This window comes from Bradyrhizobium sp. SZCCHNR1002 (genome assembly GCF_032381435.1).
GTDB classification, from domain to species: domain Bacteria; phylum Pseudomonadota; class Alphaproteobacteria; order Rhizobiales; family Xanthobacteraceae; genus Bradyrhizobium; species Bradyrhizobium aeschynomenes.
Window position 1 is genome coordinate 146,436 of record NZ_JAUHIS010000004.1, and the last position, 19,808, is coordinate 166,243.

Here is a 19,808-nt window from a genome sequence, read left to right on the forward strand (position 1 = left end):
ACGTTTCGACTGGAAAGGAATTCGCGCTTGTTCCGCTAGTTGCGACAGGTTATTGCCACCGAGAGGCCTCATCTTAGAAGAAACGGCTCTCGTGCTCTCGACCCTGTCGCATATCATCGATCGCAAGGCCTCGAACCGGCTGGTCACGCGGCTGCGGGCACTGCTGCGCAGCAACGAGTTCTACCTGATACCGCTGGCGCTGGTGATCGGCGTCATGACGGGCGGAATCGTGACGGTGATGAGCCTGATCGCGCAGCTCGCCCATATGATCATCTATGGCATCCCGATCGACGTTCGGCTCAGCGCGAACGCCTGGGTCAATCCGGTGATTGCGCTGATCGCTCCGGCTCTCGGCGGTCTCGCGCTCGGCCTCATGGAGTGGCTGCGGCGGCGCTGGAAGATCGCACCTGCCGTCGACCCCGTCGAGGCCAATGCGCTGCGCGGCGGGCGGCTGTCGATGCGCGACAGCATCGTGGTGAGCGGCCAGACCCTGGTCTCCAACGGGTCCGGCGCCTCGGTGGGACTGGAGGCCGGCTATACCCAGATCGGCGCCGGTGTCGCCTCGCTGCTCGGACAGTATCTCACGCTTCGCCGCAACGATCTCCGCCTGATCCTCGGCTGCGGTGCGGCCGCGGCGATCGCGGCCGCGTTCGGCGCGCCGATCACCGGGGCGTTCTACGCCTGCGAGCTGATCGTCGGCGTCTACTCGGTCGGCAGCGCTGCTCCCATCCTGGCCGCCTCGCTGGCCGGCGCGCTGACCTCGCAGTACCTTGCAGGCGCGCCGTACTCGCTCGAGATTCAGAAGGTCGGCGCCGTCGGCTTCGAGCAATACATCGCGCTGTTCGTGCTGGCGCTGGTCGTCGCCGGCATCGGCATCATGGTGATGCGCGCCTCGCCCGCGGTGGAGCGGCTGTTCGTCCGCATTCCGGTCTGGCTGCGCCCGGTGATCGGCGGGGTGTGCGTCGGCGCCATGGCCATCGTGACGCCGCAGGTTCTGGCGGCCGGGCACGGTGCGATGCTGCTCGACCTGCACCGCGAGATGGCGCTCGGAATGATCGCCACCATCATCGTGCTGAAGCTCGCCGCCTGCCTGATCTCGCTGGCCTCGGGCTTCCGCGGCGGCCTGTTCTTCGCATCGCTGTTCATCGGCAGCCTGCTCGGCAAGCTGTTCGCGGGTCTGCTCGCGCTCGCAGGACACGGGCTCGCGCTCGATCCCATGGTGGCGATGCTGACGGGCATGGCCACGCTGGGGGTGGCCATCGTCGGCGGGCCGCTGACGATGTCGTTCCTGGTGCTGGAGATGACCCGCAGCGTCGACGTCACGGCCGTGGTGCTCGCCGCCTGCATCGTGACCTCGGTGTGCGTCCGCGTGCTGTTCGGGCACTCGTTCTCGACCTGGCGCCTGCATCTGCGCGGCGAGACCATCCGCAGCGCCAACGATGTCGGCTGGCTGCGCAATCTCACCGTCGAGCGTCTGATGCGCTCCGACGTCGCCAAGGTGCCGACCACGACGAGCATCGCCGCCTGCCGTCGCGAGTTCGCGCTGGGGACGCGCCAGGCGGTGGTGGTGGTGAACAACAGCGACGATTATTGCGGGCTGGTGTCGCTGCCCGATCTGTTCTCCGGCGAATTGGACTCCATCGCCGACGAGATCCAGGTGGTCGAGCTGGCGAAATATTTCGAGGTCGCGCTGTTGCCCGAAATGAACGTCAAGACGGCGATGAAGATCTTCGACGATTCCGGCGCCGAGGTGCTGGCGGTCCTGGAGTCGGAGAACAGCCGCAAGGTGATCGGCTTCCTGACCGAGTCGTTCGCGCGCCGCCGCTATGTCGAGGAGATCGACCAGGCGACGCGCGGCGTGCTCGGCGCGCTGTCGTGATCGCGTCACATCGCCGCGACACGTGATCTCCAGGCCGGGACCAGGGTAGGCTGCCGGCGGCTTGCGACGCGCGAGGACGGCATGATGAGACGGATGATTGCGGCCATGTTCGGCACGGTGCTCGCGAGCGCGGCTGCCGCCGAGCCTGCTGTGCTCAAGGGCAGAGACGCGTTTGGCAGCTGGCAGAGCGACACGCCCGGCACCATCAGGCTGATCCGTCCCGAGGACCTGCCCAAGCCCGGTGCGACAGCCTCTGCCGCCAACGTCTCGCGTGTGGTGCAGCGGCCGGCCTCGGCTGTGCCCCGGGTGTCCGACGGCTTCAAGATCGCCCTGTTCGCCGAAGGGCTGAGCGGGCCGCGCATCATCCGCACCGCGCCGAACGGCGACATCTTCGTCGCCGAGACCCGGGCAGGGCGTGTCCGCGTGCTGCGTCCCAGCGAGGACGGCAGCAAGGTCGCCTCGAGCGAGATCTTCGCCGACCGGCTCGGCCATCCCTTCGGCATCGCCTTCTATCCAAGTCGCGATCCGCAATGGGTCTATGTCGCCAGCACCGAGCGCGTCATGCGCTTTCCCTATCGTGCCGGCGATATGAAGGCGTCCGGTTCGTTGCAGGTGGTCGTCCCCGATCTGCCCGCCGGCTACGGCCATTCCACGCGCGATATCGTGTTCACCCGGGACGACAAGCGCATGCTGGTCTCGGTCGGCTCCGCCGGCAATGTCGGCGAAAATCTGGGCGAGCCGGCCGGCGGGCTGGCCGCCTGGATCAAGGCGCATCCGCTGGGCGCGGCCTGGGGCGGGGAGAGCGACCGCGCCGGCGTGCTGGCCTTCGATCCCGACGGCAAGAACCGGAGCCTGTTCGCGACCGGCATCCGCAACTGCGTCGGCCTCGCCATCCAGCCGGCGACGGGTGTGCCGTGGTGCTCGACCAATGAGCGCGACGGGCTTGGCGACGATCTCGTGCCGGACTATGTCACGCGCGTGAACGAGGGCAGCTTCTTTGGCTGGCCATGGTACTACATGGGCGACAACTCCGACCCCCGTCATGCCGGGGAGCGCCCGGACCTCAAGGGCAAGATCACGGTCCCCGACGTGCTGCTGCAGCCCCATTCGGCTTCGCTCGGGCTGACCTTCTATGACGGCACGCTGTTCCCGCCGGAGTATCGCGGTGACGCCTTTGCGGCCGAGCACGGCTCCTGGAACCGCTCGAAGCGCACCGGCTACAAGGTCATCCGCGTCCGGCTGAAGGACGGCGTGCCCACCGGCGAATACGAGGACTTCGTCACCGGCTTCGTCGTCAACGACCGCGAGGTCTGGGGCCGGCCGGTCGGCGTCACCGTCGCGCGCGACGGCAGCCTGCTGATCTCCGAGGATGGCAACGGCACGATCTGGCGCGTCAGCCGCTGAGCTTCCGGCGCAGGAACCTCCGCAGCCAAGAGTGGTTGGGAGCGGGGTTGAACGCCGGATGACCGCATGAACATCTTCGATCCGAAAGGACCGATCGCCGCCGCCCAGCAGACGATCCTGATCGACTCCGTCATCATCATGCTGGCGATCATCGTTCCGACCTCGATCGCCGTCCTCGCCTTCGCCTACTGGTTCCGCAGTTCCAACGGCAAGGCGCGCTACCGGCCCGACTTCGCCTATTCCGGCGCGGCCGAGCTCGTGGTGTGGTCGATCCCGGCGCTCACCGTGATCCTGCTCGGCGGCGTCGCCTGGATCGGCTCGCACGATCTCGATCCGGGCAAGCCGGTCGAAGGCACCGGGCTGCCTATCCGCATCCAGGCGGTCTCGCTCGACTGGAAGTGGTTGTTCATCTATCCCGACCAGCGCATCGCGACCGTCAACAGTCTCACGGTGCCGATCGGCGCGCCGCTGCGCTTCGAGCTCACCTCGGGCAGCGTCATGACCGCGTTCTTCATCCCGCAGCTCGGCGGCATGATCTACACCATGAACGGCATGGTGACGCGGCTCAACCTGCGTGGCGATCATGTCGGCACCTACAGGGGCCTCGCCTCGCATTTCAGCGGCGACGGCTTTCCCGACATGATGTTCGACACTCACGTCGTGTCGCAGCCCGACTTCTCCAACTGGGCCGCCAATACGGCCAAGACCGACCAAGTGCTGGACGAGGCGAGCTACACGCAGCTCGCGGTGCAATCCGTGGAGAAGACACCGAGGACGTACCGGCTCGCCGACCCCGGGCTGTTCGGCAAGATCGCCAGCCAGAAGATTCCGCCGGCGCCGGGACCGCAGCTCAGCGAGAACAAGTCGCGACCGGAAGGCGCAGCCTCTCATGCCCGCTGATCTGTTCGCAGCCGGAGTGATCCGATGTCGGTGACCACCGTCGCGCAGGCGACTGCCTATGCCGATCCGCATCATCTGCGCGCCACCGAACATCCGGGGCCGGCGCCGAAGCGGATCGTGACCGGATTCGGCTTCTGGATCTTCCTGCTGTCCGACATCGTGATGTTCTCGTGCTTCTTCGCGAGCTTCGCGGTGCTGTCGGGCGCGACGGCCGGCGGCCCAGGCGGTGCCGAGCTGTTCGACATCGGGAACGTCGCGATCGAGACCGGCTTGCTGCTGCTGTCGAGCTTCACCTGCGGCATGGCGAGCATCGCCGCCGACCGGCACAACCGCCTCTGGTTCCAGGTCGCGATGGCTGTCACCGGGCTGCTCGGCGCCGGCTTCCTGCTGCTGGAAGTGCGCGAGTTCGTGGAGCTGGTCGGACGCGGCGACGGACCGAGCCGCAGCGCCTTCCTCTCGGCGTTCTTCACCCTGGTCGGCTGCCATGGCCTGCACGTGGCCGCCGGCATTCTCTGGCTGCTGACCATGATGGCCCAGGTCGTGGCCAAGGGCTTTCGCGCCGACATCGAGCGCCGGATCCTGTGCTTTGCACTGTTCTGGCATGCGCTCGACATCATCTGGGTCGCGGTGTTCTCCGTGGTCTATCTGCTCGGGAGTGCGACATGACCGATCACGCCCAGGAATTCGACGATCGCGGCGATCTCGCGCCGGGCGAGCAGCAGCACGGCGATCTGCGCTCGCGCATCCTGTTCTACCTCGCCGGTCTCGGGCTTGCGGTGCTGCTGACGGCGACCTCGTTCTTCATCGCCGGGACCAACCTCGTCTGGCAGCCCTCGATCCCGGTGGCGCTGATCGTGCTGGCGATCGCGCAGATGGGCGTGCACCTCGTGTTCTTCCTGCACATCACGACAGGGCCGGACAACACCAACAACGTGCTGGCGCTCGCCTTCGGACTGCTGATCGTCCTGCTCGTCGTCGGCGGCTCGCTGTGGATCATGGCGAACCTCAACCACAACATGATGCCGATGGATCAGCTGATGCAGATGCAGCACTGACATCCTGCCGTTCTCCTGCCGTCGTGGTGAGGGCAGGGTAACTCGAAGTCTGTCCTGAGCCCCTGGATCGCTTCGCTTGCACTCGCGATGACGGAGTCTGTCGCGCTCGGTGCCCGCCACGGCCGTCATTGCGAGCGCAAGCGAAGCAATCCAGGGGCCGCACGAAGGGTTTAGATTGCTCTGGCGCCAGCGCGCCTTCGTCACTTTTTCGCCGCGCGGCAATTGAAGGCGCGGCGGAAGCCGGCGGCGCGGGCGTCGTCCTCGGAGCAGAACCAGCGGTCGGGCTCGGTGGTCGCGGGATAGCTCGGGCAGCCCTGCAGATGATAGATGCCGATGTTGCCGGTGACGCGGGCGCGTACCGCGAACTTGCCCTTGATGGTGCAGCCGGGCGGCGCGCTCGGCGCATCCGGGAACAGCACGGCGCGGATCTCGCGGTCGCGGTCGGCGCGGCAGGCGGAGCCGAGCAGGGCACCGTCCTTCTTGTCGGTGCGGAACTCGGCCGGCGCGACGAAGCAGCCTTTCCAGAGGCCGCGCAACGCCTCCCTGGCCGCCGCGACATCGTCCTTGGCGCGATATTTCGTGCCGGGGTCGGCGCTCACGGCATAGCCCGAGCGCGCGACCTGCTGGTTCAGGCTGACCTTGTCGCCATCGATGGTGCACAGCCCGACCTTGCGGGTCTTCAGCGGCTTGTCCGGACCGAGATCGTCGCAGCGCACCGAGCGCCCGCCGATCAGCTTGCCGAGCTGCTCGCGCGCCTCGACGCCGCAGCTCCACGGATCGGCGCGGTCGTCGATGCACAGCTGATCGACCTCGGGTGCATCGATGCCGTCCAGTCGATACACGACGTCGCCGAGCTGGATCGTGTCACCGCTGCGCACCGTGGCGCTCGCAGCCAGCGCGGCCCCGGTCATGCCGGCCCCGATGACGATGGCTCCGCACAACGACAACAGCCGGTCTCGCAGCCGCATGGTTCCTCCCGCAATCACAATCATGAAATATCCGATTGAAGTCCTATCACATCGAGCATGAGTCTCGCCAAGGGCCGCCGGGTTCGGCACAAATGCCCCGTCTTGCACTGGAGCGGCCAGCTACCCATCTGACGTTACGAAGGAATTACATCATGCTGGATTTCACCTCCGATGTCGCCGGCGACGCCCTGTCGCCGGCGCAAGCGTCTTCTGCCGTCCCGGTCGATGACCGGGTGCTGCTCGACGCCTATTCCAACGCCGTCATCGACGTCACCGAGCGCGTCGGCCCCGCCGTCGTGCGCGTCGAGACCGGCCCCAAAGCAGGCTCCCGTGCCGAGCGCGGCGGCCTCGGCTCCGGCATCGTGATCTCGCCGGATGGACTGGTGCTGACCAACAGCCATGTCGTCGGCGCCTCCAAGGCCATCCGGCTGCGCGATGCCGAGGGGATCGTCACCGATGCGCAGGTGCTGGGCGTCGATCCGGACACGGATCTCGCGCTGCTGCGCGCCAACCATGCGCGCGATCTGCGCTACGCGTCGCTCGGCAATTCGAAGGGCCTGCGGCGCGGGCAGCTCGTGGTCGCGATCGGCAATCCGCTGGGCTTCGAGTCGACCGTCACGGCCGGCGTCGTCTCCGCGCTGGGCCGCTCGATCCGCTCGGTGTCGGGCCGGATGATCGAGGACGTCATCCAGACCGATGCCGCGCTCAACCCCGGCAATTCCGGCGGCGCGCTGGTGTCGTCGGCCGCGGAGGTGATCGGCATCAATACCGCCATCATCCAGGGCGCGCAGGGCATCTGCTTCGCGGTCGCCAGCAACACCGCGCAGTTCGTGCTGTCGGAGATCATCCGCCACGGCTATGTCCGCCGCGCCTATATCGGCGTGTCCGGCCAGACCGCGCCGGTGCCGCGGCGTCATGCCGTGCTCGCCGGCGTCGAGAACAAGATGGGCGCGCTGCTGATGCAGATCGAGCCGGACGGACCGGCGGCGCGTGCCGGGCTGTTGCCGGGCGACGTCGTGATCAAGCTCGACGGCGTCGACATCAACGGCGTCGACGATCTGATCCGCGTCCTCGACCGCGATCGCATCGGCCGCACGGTGGCGATGGACGTGCTGCGGCTGGGCAGACTGCGCGGCATCGACATCCATCCGGTGGAGCGCAAGCCGGCGGCGCGGCAGGCGTCCTAGTTTTCGCGGCACCCAGAGCTGTCGCCACAACCTCCGTCGTCGTCCCGGCGAACGCCTGGACCCATACCCCCAGAGAGTGATTTGAGGCAGTCTGGTCATTGGCTTTTTGCCCAACACATCTGCTGCGGAGTATGGGTCCCGGATCGGCGCCGTGACGCGCTGGCGCGCGTCGCGGCTGTCCGGGACGACGGCGGTGGTTTTGGCGGCGATACGGGGCAAGCGGCGATGAGCATGGCATCTCGCTCTCGCGGCTGATGACGCCCGAGTTGTTCGCTTCGTTCGTCCCTCACAAACATGCAGAGGGCGCAGGGAATGCCGGGTGACAGCCTCACCCATGGCCCGCCTGCGAAAAAAATGCAGGCGGCAGGTACCACAGGCAAAGCCGAAACACGCCGGCATTCCCTGCGCGATGGGTTTCACGCTTATACGCAGTCTCCCTGGTGCGCCGGCTTGTTGGCCACCATGCCGCGACAAGGCTTGCGCATTGCGCGGGTGATACCAGCTTCGGGGTATCAGGACGCTGCGACTTCACGTCCGCGATCGATCGTTCGTCCGCGCCCTCGTCAAGAAGACGCTGCGATCTCTCGCGGCCACCGCATCCCCGCCTCGCGTGTCGTGACGATCGCGCGCTACGCCCCTTCTGCTTGAGGCGGGATGCGCGGAGATGATCATGATTTCCGAAAAATAGCAAGTAGATTATTTTTATCGGAATTTGATGCGGGTTGACGGAGAGGCCGACCATGTGAGGGGAGGCCTGCTTTGCTGGTCCATTTGCTTGCCGCCGGGACGCTGCACGACGATGGCAATATCTCTCCTCCGTCATTCCGGGGCGTGCGTAGCACGAGCCCGGAATCCATCTCTCCGCTTGGTCCGTGGCCCAATGGATTCCGGGCTCGCCCTGCGGGCGCCCCGGAATGACACCGTTGCTGTCGCGCCGGACCCGGCTCAATCCAGAAATCACGGATGAACGCACCGCCTCATCTTTGACTGACGGCGATGCATCTCGGTGATCGTTGCATGCAACGGCGGCCCAATAAATGGGCTGAGTTTCGCGTTGAACAAGCCTGCTCAGCAGGCAGGCAACGTCGAAGATCTGATCAACCTATTGAATGAGTTCGTACTTCGCGATCGCCGTCGTTCTCTGCCCAATTGTACACAATGGCACACCGCTTGCTTCGTCTCCTGCGACGCATTCTCGCGGGGAGGCACGCGGCGACAATGGCGAACCCAGCTGCATCGGCAACCGCAACGATCACGGCCGAGCCGGAGCCGATCACGCTCGATCTGTCCAAGACCGCGCTCGTCATCATCGACATGCAGCGCGACTTCATGGAGCCGGGCGGCTTCGGCGAGACGTTGGGCAACGACGTCTCGCAACTCGCCCGCGCGGTCGAGCCGATCGCCAGTGTGCTGGCGGCGGCCCGCAACACCGGGATGCTGGTGATCCATACGCGCGAAGGCCACGAGCCTGATCTCTCCGACGCGCCGCCGGCGAAGGTCGAGCGCGGCGCACCGTCGTTGCGCATCGGCGATCCCGGGCCGATGGGCCGCATCCTCATCCGCGGCGAGGCCGGGCACGACATCATTCCCGCGCTCTATCCCACGGACGGCGAGGTGGTGATCGACAAGCCGGGCAAGGGCGCATTCTACGCCACCGAGATGGGCGAGGTCCTGAAGCAGCACGGCATCGAAAACCTGCTGGTGTGCGGCGTCACCACCGAGGTCTGCGTCAACACGACCGTGCGCGAGGCGAATGACCGCGGCTACCGCTGCGTCGTCATCTCCGATGGCTGCGCATCCTACTTCCCGGAATTCCACGAGATGGGCCTGAAGATGATCAAGGCCCAGGGTGGCATCTTCGGATGGGTCGCGGACTCCGCCGCGGTGCTGAAGGCCATGAGTTGAGGAAGAGCTGAGAGACGAGTCGAGACGGATGAGTTCGATCATGTAGTCGCTGACGGCAAACAGGGGAGCAAGGCGATGAGCGGAAGCGGGACGGCAAGCTCGGTCAAAGCGGATTTCAAGCCGGTGCTCTGGACACCAGGGGACTGGAACGCGTTCTTCGGTTTCGGCACCAACATCCTCGTCAACATGCTCGTCCTTACCGGGCTGTTGCGCTTCGTGCTCAAGATGCCGGACAGCCTGGTGTTCGGCCGCATCCTGCCGGCGCTCGGGCTGATGATGTGCCTGTCGACTCTCTACTATGCATTCCTGGCCTATCGTCTGGCGCAGAAGACCGGACGGACCGACGTCTGCGCGCTGCCCTCCGGCGTCAGTGTGCCGCACATGTTCATCGTCACCTTCGTGATCATGCTGCCGATCACGCTGAAGACCGGCGATCCGCTGAAGGGCTGGTCGGCCGGCCTCGTCTGGGTGTTCTTCCAGAGCTTCATCCTGATGATCGGCGGCTTCATTGCGCCCTATATCCGCAAGATCACGCCGCGCGCCGCGCTGCTCGGCACGCTCGCCGGCGTCTCCGTCACCTTCATCTCGATGCGGCCGGCGCTGGAGATGTACATGACGCCGCAGATCGGGCTGGTGTGCTTCGCGATCATTCTCGTCAGCTGGTTCGGCGGCGTGAAATATCCGAAGGGATTGCCGGCCGGTCTGGTCGCGATCGCGGTCGGCATGATCATCGCCTGGGGCTCCAATTTGTTCGGCCTCGGGCTCGGCGGTCTCAGCGTCAAGGGCGTCGGCGATGCGTTTGCGAATTTCGGCTTCTCGGTGCCGCTGCCGGCGTTCGGCACGGTGTTCTCCGGCTTCGAATATCTCGGCGTCATCCTGGTGACCGCGATCCCGTTCGGCATCTACGATCTCGTCGAGGCCATGGACAATGTCGAGAGCGCAGAAGCGGCCGGCGACGAATATCCGACCACGCGGGTGCTGACGGCCGACGGCGTCGTCAGCCTGATCGGCTGCCTGATGGGCAATCCGTTCATCAACGCGGTCTATATTGGCCATCCCGGCTGGAAGGCGATGGGCGGCCGCATCGGCTACTCCGCGGCAACAGGCCTGATGGTGATCGTGCTGTCCTGGCTCGGCATCATCTCGGTGCTGCTGGCCTTGGTGCCGGTGGTCGCGATCTCGCCGATCCTGCTCTACATCGGCATGCTGATCGGTGCGCAGGCGTTCCAGACCACGCCGGTCAAGCACGCGCCGGCGATCGTGCTCGCCTTCACGCCGCATCTCGCGGCCTGGGCCAAGCTGCAGATCGACACCATGCTGGCCTCCACCGTGACCGCGGCGCAGGCCGTCGGCGGGCTGGCGGCCGACAAGGTCGACGCGGTCAAGACCGCGGCGATCGCGGCGCTGCCGCAGCAGGGCGTGCTCTATCACGGGCTCGAGGTGATGGGCGGCGGCTCGATCCTCGCCGGCCTCGTGCTCGGCGCTATCGGCGTGTTCGTGATCGAGCGCGACTTCACCAAGGCGGCGGCGTTCGCGCTGGCCGGCGCGGTGATGACCTATTTCGGCTTCATGCACGGCGAGGCGGTCGGCATCGGCGGCGGCTTCGGCGTGACGCCGGCTGTGGCGCTGGCCTATGTCGTGGTGGCCGGCGGGCTGTTCTGGCTCGGACGGCTCGGCATGTCCGAGAGCTACGTGCCGCATGCCGACATGCACGCGGCGCCGGCGGAGTAGGTGCTGGAATGATACGACCTGTGCCGGCTAGGCTCCGTCATTCCGGGGCGATCGTGCATGCGCAGGCGCGCAGCGGCTGCGTATGGACGATCGAACCCGGAATCTCGATATGGCGGAGAACCGCTGCCATGACCAGCGCAAGACAAGCTCGAGATTCCGGGTTCAAGGCCTGCCGGCCTTGCCCCGGAATGACGTCGTGGTGATGCAGACGCCGACACCAACAGAGACCAACGTCTGCAGGCGACCCCTGTATTTCCAAGGTCACGCCGGTGGGCGATCGAGATAGTAGTGCAGCAGCGCCTGGCCCGGCTCCGACAGCCACTCGGCCGCGCCCGTCACGTAGCCCTCGAGCAAGCCGCTGGTGCCGACCAGATAGGTGATCGGCATCGCCGGAGTGGCGAAGATCGAGGCCTCGGCATTGACCGGATTGGTCGCCTGCGCATGCGGGTCGGCGAAGGAGAAGCGGGGCATCGCGATCGCCTCCGCATAGCGGCGGATCGTCCTGATGTCGCGGCGGTCGGTGCAGATGGTCCAGACATCGAGCGCCGGCAGGCGCATGCGCTCTAGCGCGGCCAGCGTCGGCAGATCGGTCTTGCAGGCCGCGCACCAAGTGGCCCAGAGATTGATCAGCGTGACGTGGCCGGGCTTCGGCGCGAGCGTGACGTCCTTGCCGCTCATCTCCTGAAGCTTCAGCGGGGGCAGTGGATTGCGCGGCCGTTCGACGATGAACTGGCTGCGGCCGCTGCGAAACATCGGCGGGCTCGGATCATCGGCAGCCGCACGGACAGCCGGAGACGATCCGAGGAGGGTGGTCGCAGCTCCCAGCAGAGCTGCGCGGCGCGTGAGCGCGCTCGCAGACGCAGGGCTAGCCATGGACATAGGCCCAGCCCTTGCGCTGCAGCTCGACGACGCGGCCGATGCCGAACGGCACCAGCCTGGCGCCGTCGATCAGCTGGATCGTCAGGTTCTCCTTGCTTTCGGCGATCGCCTTCGACGAGGCGCACATGCTGAAGCCGATATGCGGATACATCTGGCGCAGCGCGGCGATCGGCTCCTGCAACGGAGATTTGTCGGCGCGCAACACATCGATGCCGGTGCCGTTGGCGACGACCTCGATGATGGGCGACTGTCCGAGGCTGGTGAAATACCGCGACAGATTGCCCGAATAGCTGATCGCATGACCCATCACATGCGGGTCGTTGCGATCGATCAGAATGACGATGCCGGCGCGAGGCTGGGCGACGGCCGGCACGGCGGGGGCTGGAGCGCCGAGGGCCGTCGCGCCAGCGAGGAAGCCGCGGCGCGACACCGGTGCAACAGGTTCGCTCATGGCCTTCCTCCGTGTCGCGAGCAAGGGACGGCCCTGACCTGGCCGGGGCCGTCGGTTGTCGGCTTAGCCGCGCGGCGCGATCGGCGCCTTGCCGTTGCGGCCCCACAGCACGAACAGCGACAGCGCCAGCAGCACGATGTTCAGCGGCGTCACCGCGGCCTCGCCGCGCGAGAGATGGAAGGCGAGGGCGAACACCTGCAGGGTGGCGCAGCCGAGGGCGGCCAGCACGGTCAGGCGCGGCATGATGCGGGTCAGCGACGGCAGCAGGATGCCGAGGCCGCCGGCCAGATCGATCAGGCCGATGATGCGGACGAAGGTCGCGGAATGATCGCCGGTCCACGGCATCATGTGCGCCAGCTCCGGGATTGGCGTGAACAGCTTTGTCACGCCGGCGAAGGTGAACAGGGCAAACAGCAGGGCCTGTGCGATCCAAAGGCCGATGCGCAGCGCGAGCGAGGGCTGGAGCGGAAGGTCGTTGGTGGTCGTCGCGGACATTAGGGGGTCTCCGAGATTGAATCCTGCCGCCCACATTGATGATTTCATCCAGTTTGATCATTATGCTTGTCGTTGAAGCATTATTTCCTCTGGGTTGATGATGGATACGCTCATCAGTATTCGGGTATTCTGCCAGGTCGCCGAACTCAAGAGCTTCGCGGCGGCGGCCGACCGCCTGAGCCTGTCGCCGGCGATGGCCTCCAAGCACGTGATGCAATTGGAGCAGCGGCTGTCGACGCGGCTGCTCAACCGCACCAGCCGGCGGGTCGGCCTCACCGAGGCCGGCCAGGTCTATTTCGATCAGGTGCGTCCGATGCTCGATCAGCTCGACGAGGCCGAGGCCGTCGTCAGCAAGGCCACGGTGATCCCGCGCGGGACGTTGAAGGTCAGCGCGCCGGTGTGGTTTGCCAATCCGCTGTTTGCCGGCACGCTCGCGGCCTACCGCGCGCGCTACCCGGACGTCGTGATCGATCTCGATCTCAGCGGTCGGCTGGTGAACCTGGTCGAGGAGGGGTTCGATCTCGCGCTGCGCGTCTCGGCGACACCCGGAGATGGACTGATCGCCCGGCCGCTGGCTCCGGTGCTGATGCAGCTCGTGGCGTCGCCGCGTTATCTCGCCGCGGCAGGGCGGCCGAAATCGGTGGCCGATCTCAACGGCCACGCGATGCTGAAATATGCGCTGTATCCGCTGCGGACGGTCACCGTGTCCGGTCCCGAGGGCGAGGTGGCGCTGACGTTCAAGGACGTGCTGATCAGCGGCAACGAGACCCTGCTGCATCATGCCGCCGTCGCCGGGATGGGCATGGCGGTGCTGCCGCGCTGGCTGATGGCGGACGATCTCGCGAGCGGCCGGCTCGAACCGGTGCTGCCGGACGCGATGACCATCAAGGCGCCGCTGATGGCCGTCTACCCCAGCCGCAAATATCTCTCTGCGAAAGTGCGCACCTTCATCGACTTCATCGCCGCCGATCCCCTGATGAAGCAGGCCTCGGAGGGACCGCCGCCGGTGATCGACGCGACGGCGGCGGGCGGGAGGAAGAGGCGGAACGTGGGGGCGTGAGGAGAGGGAGGATGTTTGTCCGGGTGATCCGAGCTGATGACTGCCCCTGCCATAGGAGTTGTCGCCGCGTAACCGGTGCGCTCCCTCTCCCCGTTCTTACGGGGAGAGGGTCGGGGTGAGGGGCAGCCGCACGGGCGGTGCAGATTCTGAGATCTGTTCCAGACGGAACATATACTAGGTAGTACTTTCGCTAACAGCGCGGAGTCGACGTGCCCGTCCGATGGGCCGCATTCTGAGCTACTTATGTGCCATGCCCCTCACCCGGATTGCTGCGCAATCCGACCTCTCCCCGCAAAGGGCGGGAAGAGGTTGAAGCGCCCGCGCTGATAGCGGCTTCTGCTCAGAAGCACTAGCTCAAGGCCTTACCGCCGGGGCGTCCATCGTCATGCCCCGCGCGCGCGACATCAGATACAGCTCCAGTGCGATCATGTCGGGCGCGTCGAAGTCGAACGCCTGCGCGCGCACGCCGGTCATGCAGCCGCGCAGGCGGCGTTGCAGCGAGCCCATGCCTTGCCACTCCAGGCGGTAGATCGGATAGCCGGTCGGTTGCCCCTGGGTGATGGAAGATCCCGCGAGGTGCTTGTCCCAATTGTCGTCGTGGCAATTGGCGCAGGCGAGGTTGAGCTGGCCTTGGCGCTGAACGAACAGCTCGCGGCCGCGCGCGACGAACGGCGACAGCCGCGGATCGTCCCCGGCCTTGATCGGCATGCCGCGCGACTGCCTGGCGATCAGCGCCGTCAGCGCGAGCAGCTCGCGGCTCTCAGGCGCAAAGGCCGCCGCCTCCTGATGTTGCCTGCGGCAGAGATTGACGCGCTGGCCGAGATCGACCGGCGCGGTGCTGGCGGCATTGAAGGCGGGATAGCGCGCGGCGACGCCCTTCATGCTGACGTCGACCGCGCCATGGCAATCGCTGCAGGATTTGCTGGCGGCGCCGGCGCTGGTCGTCCACAGCGTCTCCCCGTCGAGCACCGACAGCATCGCGGGATTGGTGGTGTCGTCGTCCTGCATCGCCTTGGTCTCCGGCGACATGAAGTCATAGCCGGAGCGGCGGTCAGCGGTCGCGATCTCGCCGGCCAGCGCGGGCAGCGCTGCGCCGAGCAGAGCCACAGCGAGGAGGGCGCGCGGCGTCATTCGACCGTGATCACTGCCGACGCGGTGGCGACGAAGCCGTTGTCGCCGATCCACTCGAAGTCGAACTTGCCGCTCTCGCTCGCGGTGGTGAAGAACGACAGGAACGGGTTGGCGGCGATGGCCGGATAGAGATCGGCGCGGAAGATCTCGGCGCCGTTGAACCTGCAGGTGAAGCCGGTGATGATGTCGCGCGGGATGGCCTCGCCCGCAGCGGTATGGCGATAGCCCGGCTCCATGACGTGGCTCATCAGCGTCTTGATCTCGATGACTGCGCCGCGCCTGGCCTTGGGCGGCACGTTGACGAGGGCTGTGGGCATCACGGCATCTCCTCGGTGCAGGCGGCGAGCGTGACGATGACGTCGACGGTCGCCAACCAGAACGAGCCGTCGGAGAGTTTTGCGATCGCGACCACCTTCTGCGTGTCGGCGAGCCGGATGCGGGCCGTGACCTGGGCGCGGCCGGCGCTCGGCGCGAGGAAAAAGTTCGCGACGTTCGGCTGCGGGTTCTTCTCGTTGAAGACGTGGATGCTCTTGACGAAGCTCTCGGGCGTCATCGGATGATCGACGCTGACCGTCATCGGCACGGTGTTGCCGTTCTCGACCAGCGGCGGGATGTCGAGCCGGACTTTTCCGACGGTCACCTTGGCTTCGCCGACGAGGTTGCGGATCGCGGACGACAGCATCGCCGGCGTGGCCTGCGCGGGGCGAACGGTGACGAGCGGCAGCGCGCCCGCGACAGCGGCGGTTCCGGCCAGTTGCAGCAGATGGCGGCGAGACAGGGAAAGCGGGGCGATCATGCTGTCCATATGGGCTCACTCGCGCAGGGTCGCGAGATAGGCGACGATGTCTTCGATCTGCTCCGCTGACAGGATCGGCTTGTCGCGCCAGGCGGAGCCGACGCGCGTCAGGCCGTCGGCGCGGTAGTAGGACGGCATGATCGTATCCGGATTGAGCCTGGAGGCATCGACCAGCCGCAACCGCAGCTGCGCGGGCGTGGAACGGCTGCCCGCGCCCGTGAGGCTCGGCGCCAGATCGCCCTGGAAGCGTGCCTCCGGAAACGGACCGGAATGACAGAGGATGCAGGTCGAGCTGCGCGCGAGCACCAGCGCGCGGCCGCGCGTAGAATCGCCGGGCAGGCCGGTGAGCGAGTCCGGGATGCCGTCGCCGACGATCGTCGTGGATTTCAGCGCCTGCGCAGCGGCGGTCGCGGGCAGGGCGGCGAGGATCAACAGGACGAGCCGGCTAGCCAAAGGCATCATGGGTCAAGGCCTCAAACCAACTCGTTGCCTCCTCGGCCTCCGATGCGCGCGTCGCGCGCGGCGCGTCGATGGGGCTGCTGTGCCCGCCCTCGACTTCGGCGAACAGGTCGCCCTTGGGCTGATACAGGCCCGACAGCGAGAACGCGTAGTCCGGCGCGACCAGGCTGTAGCAGATGCCCGTCAGCGGCGGCCGCTCGACCTGTCGTCCCATCAGGTCGCGCGCGATCACCGCCGCGCACGTCTTGCCCTGCGCCTGCGCGGCGCCGGCCGATTTCGGAATGCCGCCGCCGAGGCAGGCATCGCCGATCACGTGGACATCGGCCAGCAGCTTCGAGGCGAAGGTTGCCGCGTCGATCGGGCACCAGCCGGTGCGGTCGGCCGCGCCGGCGAGCGAGGCGATGCGGCCGGCCTTCTGCGGCGGGATGATGTTGGCGACGTCGGGCGTGTAATTGCCGAACTCGGTGATGACGGTGCGGCTCGCCACGTCGACGCCGGTGACGCGGCCGCCCTGCGAGAGCGGAATGCGCTCGATCATGCCTGGGTAGAGATCCTTCCATGCCTGCTCGAACAGCCTCTGCTGCGAGAAGCCGTCCTTGGCGTCGAGGATCAGCACCTTCGACTTCGGCTTGGTCGCCATCAGATGGTGCGCGATCAGGCTGGCGCGCTCATAGGGCGCCGGTGGGCAGCGCGAGGGATTGGCGGGGACGGCGATCGCCACGGTGCCGCCGTCCGGCATCGCCGCGATCTGCCGGCGCAGCAGCAGGGTCTGCTCGCCGGCCTTGTAGGCGTGCGGCATCGCCATCGACGCGGCTTCGTCATAGCCCTGCAGCGCCGTGACGTCGATGTCGATGCCCGGCGCCAGCACCAGGCGGTCATAGGCGATGGTGGCGCCGTCGGCGAGCGTGACCTTGTGCGCCGGCGCATCGATCGCCGTGGCCGCCTGCAGCACGACGCGGACGCCCTCGGCGGCGATCCTGTCGTAGCCGAACTGCTGCGCATGGATGTCGCGCAGGCCGGCGATCACCTCGTTGCTCAGGGGGCACGAGGTGAATGTCCTGTTGGCCTCGACGAGCGTGACATCGAGCCTGGCATCGGCCGCGCGCAATGCGCGGGCACAGCTCGCGCCGCCAAAACCGCCGCCGATCACGACGACGCGGGCCGCGGCTTGCGCGCGCAGCACGGCAGGGGCGGCGATCATCGCGACGCTTGCCGCGATCAGGCCGCCGACCTCTCTGCGCGTGCGCGATCGGGTGAACGTCATGGGTTCAGACTAGCACGGCGGCGGCCATTGCTGCGAACGGCCGCCGCCGCGTCTCTCATGCGAAGGTGATGTTCTGGTCGCGCAGCGGCACCGAGCGGATGCGTTTGCCGGTGGCGGCGAAGAACGCGTTCAGCACGGCAGGCGCGGCGACGCCGATGGTCGGCTCGCCGACACCGCCCCAGAAGCCGCCGCTCGGGATCATGATCGCTTCCACCTTCGGCATCTCGGCGATGCGCATCGAGTTGTAGCTGTCGAAATTGGTCTGCTCGATCCGGCCGTCCTTCACCGTACAGCCGCCATAGAACAGCGCCGACAGGCCATAGACGAACGAGCCTGCGATCTGCCGCTCGACCTGTGCGGGGTTGACGACGTAGCCCGGATCGGTCGAGGCGACGATGCGATGGATCTTGATCTTGCTGCCGTCGATCACCGAGATCTCGGCCGCGCCAGCGACGTAGCTGCCATAGCCGTGCAATTGCGCCAGCCCGCGATAGACACCTTCCGGCGCCGGCGTGCCCCAGCCGATTTTCTCGGCGACGGCGTTGAGGACGGCGAGATGCTTGGGATTCTTGCTCATCAGCTTGCGGCGGAATTCCAGCGGGTCCTGGCCGACGGCGTTGGCGAGCTCATCCATGAAGCATTCGAGATAGATCGCGTTCTGGTTCACGTTGACGCCGCGCCAGAAGCCCGGATTGATGTGCGGGTTGCGCATCGAATGTTCGATCAGCAAATTCGGCACGGAATAGCCGATCGTCGCCTCGCCCGAGGGCGCCAGCCCCTGGAAGGTCGCGGGGTCCTTGCCGTTGACCAGCGCATCGGGGCGCAGGCTGAACAGGATCGACTGGCCGGAGATGCGCATGTGCAGCGCGGTCAGGTTGTTGTCGGCGTCGAAGCCGCCGGTCAGCTTGCACTGCGTGATCGGATGATAGCGGCCATGCGTCATGTCCTCCTCGCGCGACCAGATCAGCTTGACCGGCGTGCCCGGCATTTCCTTCGCGATCTTCACCGCCTGGCGGACGTAATCGGTCTGGCCGCGCCGGCCAAAGCCGCCGCCGAGGATCAGCTTGTGCACCTCGCATTTGTCGGCCGGCAGGCCTGAGGCTTCGAGCACCGCGGCGAACGCCGCTTCGCCATTCTGCGTGCCGCACCAGACCTCGCAGCGCTCCGGCGTGTAGAGCGCAGTCGCATTCATCGGCTCCATCGTGGCGTGGTTCTGATAGGGATAATTGTAGACCGCCTCGACCTTCTTCACCGCGCCAGCCAGCGCCGCCTTCGCGTCGCCGTTCTCGTTGCCGACGAAGGCCGGACCGGACTCCAGACCTTCCGCCAGCCATTTGCCGATCGACTCCGACGAGACTTTTGCATTCGGACCTTCGTCCCACACGATCGGCAGCGCATCGAGCGCGGTCTTGGCGTGCCACCAGGTGTCGGCGACCACGGCGACCGCGGTGCCGTCGATCGCGATCACCTTCTTGACGCCCTTCATGCCGGCGATCTTGGCCTCGTCATAGCTCTTGAGCTTGCCGCCGGTGACCGGGCAGTCCTTGATCGCGGCGTTGAGCATGTTCGGCAGCTTGATGTCGGCGCCATAGATCATCGCGCCCGTGACCTTGTCGGCGGTGTCGAGCCGCTTCACGCCCTTGCCGATCAGGGTCCAGTCCTTCGGATCCTTCAGCTTGACGTCGGCAGGCGGCGTGAGCTTCGCAGCGGCCTCCGCGACCTTGCCGTAGGTGGTGGTCTTGCCCGAGGCCTTGTGGGTAATGACGCTGTTGGCGGCGGTGCATTCGGCGACCGGCACCTTCCACGCGTCGGCGGCGGCCTGGATCAGCATCATGCGCGCGGCGGCGCCGCCCTTGCGGACATAGTCCTGCGACGAGCGGATGCCGCGGCTGCCGCCGGTGGAGAAATCGCCCCACACACGCTTGCGCGCGACGTTCTGGCCGGGCGTCGGATATTCGGTCGTGACCTTGCTCCAGTCGCAGGCGAGTTCTTCCGCGACGAGCTGGGCGAGACCGGTCAGCGAGCCCTGGCCCATCTCGGAGCGGGCGATGCGGATCACCACGGTGTCATCAGGCCGTATCACGACCCAGGCGTTGACCTCGGGCGAGCCATCGGCGGCGCGCACCACCTGCGGCCCGCCAAAGGGAATGTCGAGCCCGAGCGCCAAGCCGCCGCCGAGTGCGGCGGTGCCGATGACGAAGGAGCGGCGGTTGAGGCGCGGCGTCACGTGCTGGTTCATGCCGG

19 protein-coding genes are annotated in these 19,808 nt (G+C 66.8%); 9 read left to right on the forward strand and 10 right to left on the reverse strand.

Annotated elements, in window-relative coordinates; genetic code table 11:
• The first annotated feature begins 91 nt into the window (after window positions 1-91).
• The 5 genes from QX108_RS20370 (at window position 92) to cyoD (ending at window position 5,238) form a co-directional block, all read left to right on the forward strand.
• Window positions 92-1,879, forward strand: a complete 1,788-nt coding sequence (locus QX108_RS20370) for a chloride channel protein (RefSeq protein ID WP_172111877.1) — start codon at window positions 92-94, stop codon at window positions 1,877-1,879.
• Between the two features lie 84 nt (window positions 1,880-1,963).
• Window positions 1,964-3,283, forward strand: coding sequence for a PQQ-dependent sugar dehydrogenase (locus tag QX108_RS20375; RefSeq protein WP_409998534.1), 1,320 nt, complete (start codon window positions 1,964-1,966; stop codon window positions 3,281-3,283).
• A 66-nt stretch (window positions 3,284-3,349) separates the two neighbouring features.
• A complete protein-coding gene (locus QX108_RS20380) occupies window positions 3,350-4,183 on the forward strand; it encodes a cytochrome ubiquinol oxidase subunit II (protein ID WP_315719054.1) in 834 nt (277 codons plus the stop codon).
• Window positions 4,184-4,207: 24 nt separating this feature from the next.
• A complete protein-coding gene (gene cyoC / locus QX108_RS20385) occupies window positions 4,208-4,849 on the forward strand; it encodes a cytochrome o ubiquinol oxidase subunit III (RefSeq protein WP_315782765.1) in 642 nt (213 codons plus the stop codon).
• Entirely contained in the window at window positions 4,846-5,238 is a 393-nt protein-coding gene (gene cyoD / locus QX108_RS20390) for a cytochrome o ubiquinol oxidase subunit IV (RefSeq protein WP_315719056.1), read from the forward strand. The genes cyoC and cyoD overlap by 4 nt, the downstream gene beginning before the upstream one ends.
• Before the next feature lie 200 nt (window positions 5,239-5,438).
• Here cyoD and QX108_RS20395 read toward each other — a convergent pair whose 3' ends face one another.
• Entirely contained in the window at window positions 5,439-6,206 is a 768-nt protein-coding gene (locus tag QX108_RS20395; RefSeq protein WP_315782763.1) for a thermonuclease family protein, read from the reverse strand.
• A gap of 152 nt (window positions 6,207-6,358) precedes the next feature.
• On the opposite strand from QX108_RS20395, the gene QX108_RS20400 reads away from it, so the two are divergent.
• From QX108_RS20400 to QX108_RS20410, 3 genes are all read left to right on the forward strand, one after another.
• Entirely contained in the window at window positions 6,359-7,393 is a 1,035-nt protein-coding gene (locus tag QX108_RS20400; RefSeq protein WP_315782761.1) for a S1C family serine protease, read from the forward strand.
• Window positions 7,394-8,611: 1,218 nt separating this feature from the next.
• Window positions 8,612-9,298 carry an isochorismatase family cysteine hydrolase gene (locus QX108_RS20405; protein WP_315782759.1) on the forward strand — a complete coding sequence of 229 codons (687 nt, stop codon included), beginning with the start codon at window positions 8,612-8,614 and terminating at the stop codon, window positions 9,296-9,298.
• A gap of 75 nt (window positions 9,299-9,373) precedes the next feature.
• Window positions 9,374-11,029, forward strand: a complete 1,656-nt coding sequence (locus tag QX108_RS20410) for a regulator (RefSeq protein ID WP_315782758.1) — start codon at window positions 9,374-9,376, stop codon at window positions 11,027-11,029.
• Between the two features lie 261 nt (window positions 11,030-11,290).
• Here QX108_RS20410 and QX108_RS20415 read toward each other — a convergent pair whose 3' ends face one another.
• From QX108_RS20415 to QX108_RS20425, 3 genes are all read right to left on the reverse strand, one after another.
• Entirely contained in the window at window positions 11,291-11,782 is a 492-nt protein-coding gene (locus QX108_RS20415) for a TlpA family protein disulfide reductase (RefSeq protein ID WP_172111886.1), read from the reverse strand.
• Between the two features lie 112 nt (window positions 11,783-11,894).
• Window positions 11,895-12,359 carry a hypothetical protein gene (locus tag QX108_RS20420; protein WP_315782756.1) on the reverse strand — a complete coding sequence of 155 codons (465 nt, stop codon included), beginning with the start codon at window positions 12,357-12,359 and terminating at the stop codon, window positions 11,895-11,897.
• Window positions 12,360-12,422: 63 nt separating this feature from the next.
• Entirely contained in the window at window positions 12,423-12,854 is a 432-nt protein-coding gene (locus QX108_RS20425; protein WP_315782754.1) for a DoxX family protein, read from the reverse strand.
• Between the two features lie 100 nt (window positions 12,855-12,954).
• On the opposite strand from QX108_RS20425, the gene QX108_RS20430 reads away from it, so the two are divergent.
• Window positions 12,955-13,914: a LysR family transcriptional regulator gene (locus QX108_RS20430; RefSeq protein ID WP_315782752.1), complete on the forward strand. Its 960-nt coding sequence runs from the start codon at window positions 12,955-12,957 to the stop codon at window positions 13,912-13,914.
• A 354-nt stretch (window positions 13,915-14,268) separates the two neighbouring features.
• Here the strand turns inward: QX108_RS20430 and soxA are convergent, their stop codons facing one another.
• From soxA to QX108_RS20460, 6 genes are read right to left on the reverse strand one after another with little or no spacing between them, the layout of a single operon-like run.
• Complete coding sequence (soxA, locus tag QX108_RS20435) at window positions 14,269-15,045, reverse strand: sulfur oxidation c-type cytochrome SoxA (RefSeq protein ID WP_315782750.1); 777 nt, start codon at window positions 15,043-15,045, stop codon at window positions 14,269-14,271.
• Entirely contained in the window at window positions 15,042-15,362 is a 321-nt protein-coding gene (soxZ, locus tag QX108_RS20440; RefSeq protein ID WP_315782748.1) for a thiosulfate oxidation carrier complex protein SoxZ, read from the reverse strand. The genes soxA and soxZ overlap by 4 nt, the downstream gene beginning before the upstream one ends.
• The gene (locus QX108_RS20445) at window positions 15,362-15,850 is read right to left on the reverse strand and encodes a SoxY-related AACIE arm protein (RefSeq protein ID WP_315782746.1); all 489 of its coding nucleotides are present in this window, start codon (window positions 15,848-15,850) and stop codon (window positions 15,362-15,364) included. The genes soxZ and QX108_RS20445 overlap by 1 nt, the downstream gene beginning before the upstream one ends.
• A gap of 6 nt (window positions 15,851-15,856) precedes the next feature.
• The gene (soxX, locus tag QX108_RS20450; protein ID WP_315782745.1) at window positions 15,857-16,303 is read right to left on the reverse strand and encodes a sulfur oxidation c-type cytochrome SoxX; all 447 of its coding nucleotides are present in this window, start codon (window positions 16,301-16,303) and stop codon (window positions 15,857-15,859) included.
• Window positions 16,287-17,564 carry an NAD(P)/FAD-dependent oxidoreductase gene (locus QX108_RS20455; protein ID WP_315782743.1) on the reverse strand — a complete coding sequence of 426 codons (1,278 nt, stop codon included), beginning with the start codon at window positions 17,562-17,564 and terminating at the stop codon, window positions 16,287-16,289. The genes soxX and QX108_RS20455 overlap by 17 nt, the downstream gene beginning before the upstream one ends.
• Window positions 17,565-17,619: 55 nt before the next feature.
• Complete coding sequence (locus tag QX108_RS20460) at window positions 17,620-19,803, reverse strand: xanthine dehydrogenase family protein molybdopterin-binding subunit (RefSeq protein WP_315782740.1); 2,184 nt, start codon at window positions 19,801-19,803, stop codon at window positions 17,620-17,622.
• Window positions 19,804-19,808 lie beyond the last annotated feature (5 nt).

Bases quoted from the DNA above. Each gene is read 5' to 3' on its own strand.
- QX108_RS20425 (WP_315782754.1), bottom strand. From the start codon at position 12,854: ATGTCCGCGACGACCACCAACGACCTTCCGCTCCAGCCCTCGCTCGCG.
- QX108_RS20420 (WP_315782756.1), bottom strand. From the start codon at position 12,359: ATGAGCGAACCTGTTGCACCGGTGTCGCGCCGCGGCTTCCTCGCTGGC.
- QX108_RS20375 (WP_409998534.1), top strand. From the start codon at position 1,964: ATGAGACGGATGATTGCGGCCATGTTCGGCACGGTGCTCGCGAGCGCG.
- QX108_RS20395 (WP_315782763.1), bottom strand. From the start codon at position 6,206: ATGCGGCTGCGAGACCGGCTGTTGTCGTTGTGCGGAGCCATCGTCATC.
- QX108_RS20445 (WP_315782746.1), bottom strand. From the start codon at position 15,850: ATGGACAGCATGATCGCCCCGCTTTCCCTGTCTCGCCGCCATCTGCTG.
- soxZ (WP_315782748.1), bottom strand. From the start codon at position 15,362: ATGCCCACAGCCCTCGTCAACGTGCCGCCCAAGGCCAGGCGCGGCGCA.
- QX108_RS20400 (WP_315782761.1), top strand. From the start codon at position 6,359: ATGCTGGATTTCACCTCCGATGTCGCCGGCGACGCCCTGTCGCCGGCG.
- QX108_RS20405 (WP_315782759.1), top strand. From the start codon at position 8,612: ATGGCGAACCCAGCTGCATCGGCAACCGCAACGATCACGGCCGAGCCG.
- soxA (WP_315782750.1), bottom strand. From the start codon at position 15,045: ATGACGCCGCGCGCCCTCCTCGCTGTGGCTCTGCTCGGCGCAGCGCTG.
- QX108_RS20455 (WP_315782743.1), bottom strand. From the start codon at position 17,564: ATGACGTTCACCCGATCGCGCACGCGCAGAGAGGTCGGCGGCCTGATC.
- soxX (WP_315782745.1), bottom strand. From the start codon at position 16,303: ATGATGCCTTTGGCTAGCCGGCTCGTCCTGTTGATCCTCGCCGCCCTG.
- cyoC (WP_315782765.1), top strand. From the start codon at position 4,208: ATGTCGGTGACCACCGTCGCGCAGGCGACTGCCTATGCCGATCCGCAT.
- QX108_RS20410 (WP_315782758.1), top strand. From the start codon at position 9,374: ATGAGCGGAAGCGGGACGGCAAGCTCGGTCAAAGCGGATTTCAAGCCG.
- QX108_RS20415 (WP_172111886.1), bottom strand. From the start codon at position 11,782: ATGTTTCGCAGCGGCCGCAGCCAGTTCATCGTCGAACGGCCGCGCAAT.
- QX108_RS20380 (WP_315719054.1), top strand. From the start codon at position 3,350: ATGAACATCTTCGATCCGAAAGGACCGATCGCCGCCGCCCAGCAGACG.
- QX108_RS20460 (WP_315782740.1), bottom strand. From the start codon at position 19,803: ATGAACCAGCACGTGACGCCGCGCCTCAACCGCCGCTCCTTCGTCATC.
- QX108_RS20430 (WP_315782752.1), top strand. From the start codon at position 12,955: ATGGATACGCTCATCAGTATTCGGGTATTCTGCCAGGTCGCCGAACTC.
- cyoD (WP_315719056.1), top strand. From the start codon at position 4,846: ATGACCGATCACGCCCAGGAATTCGACGATCGCGGCGATCTCGCGCCG.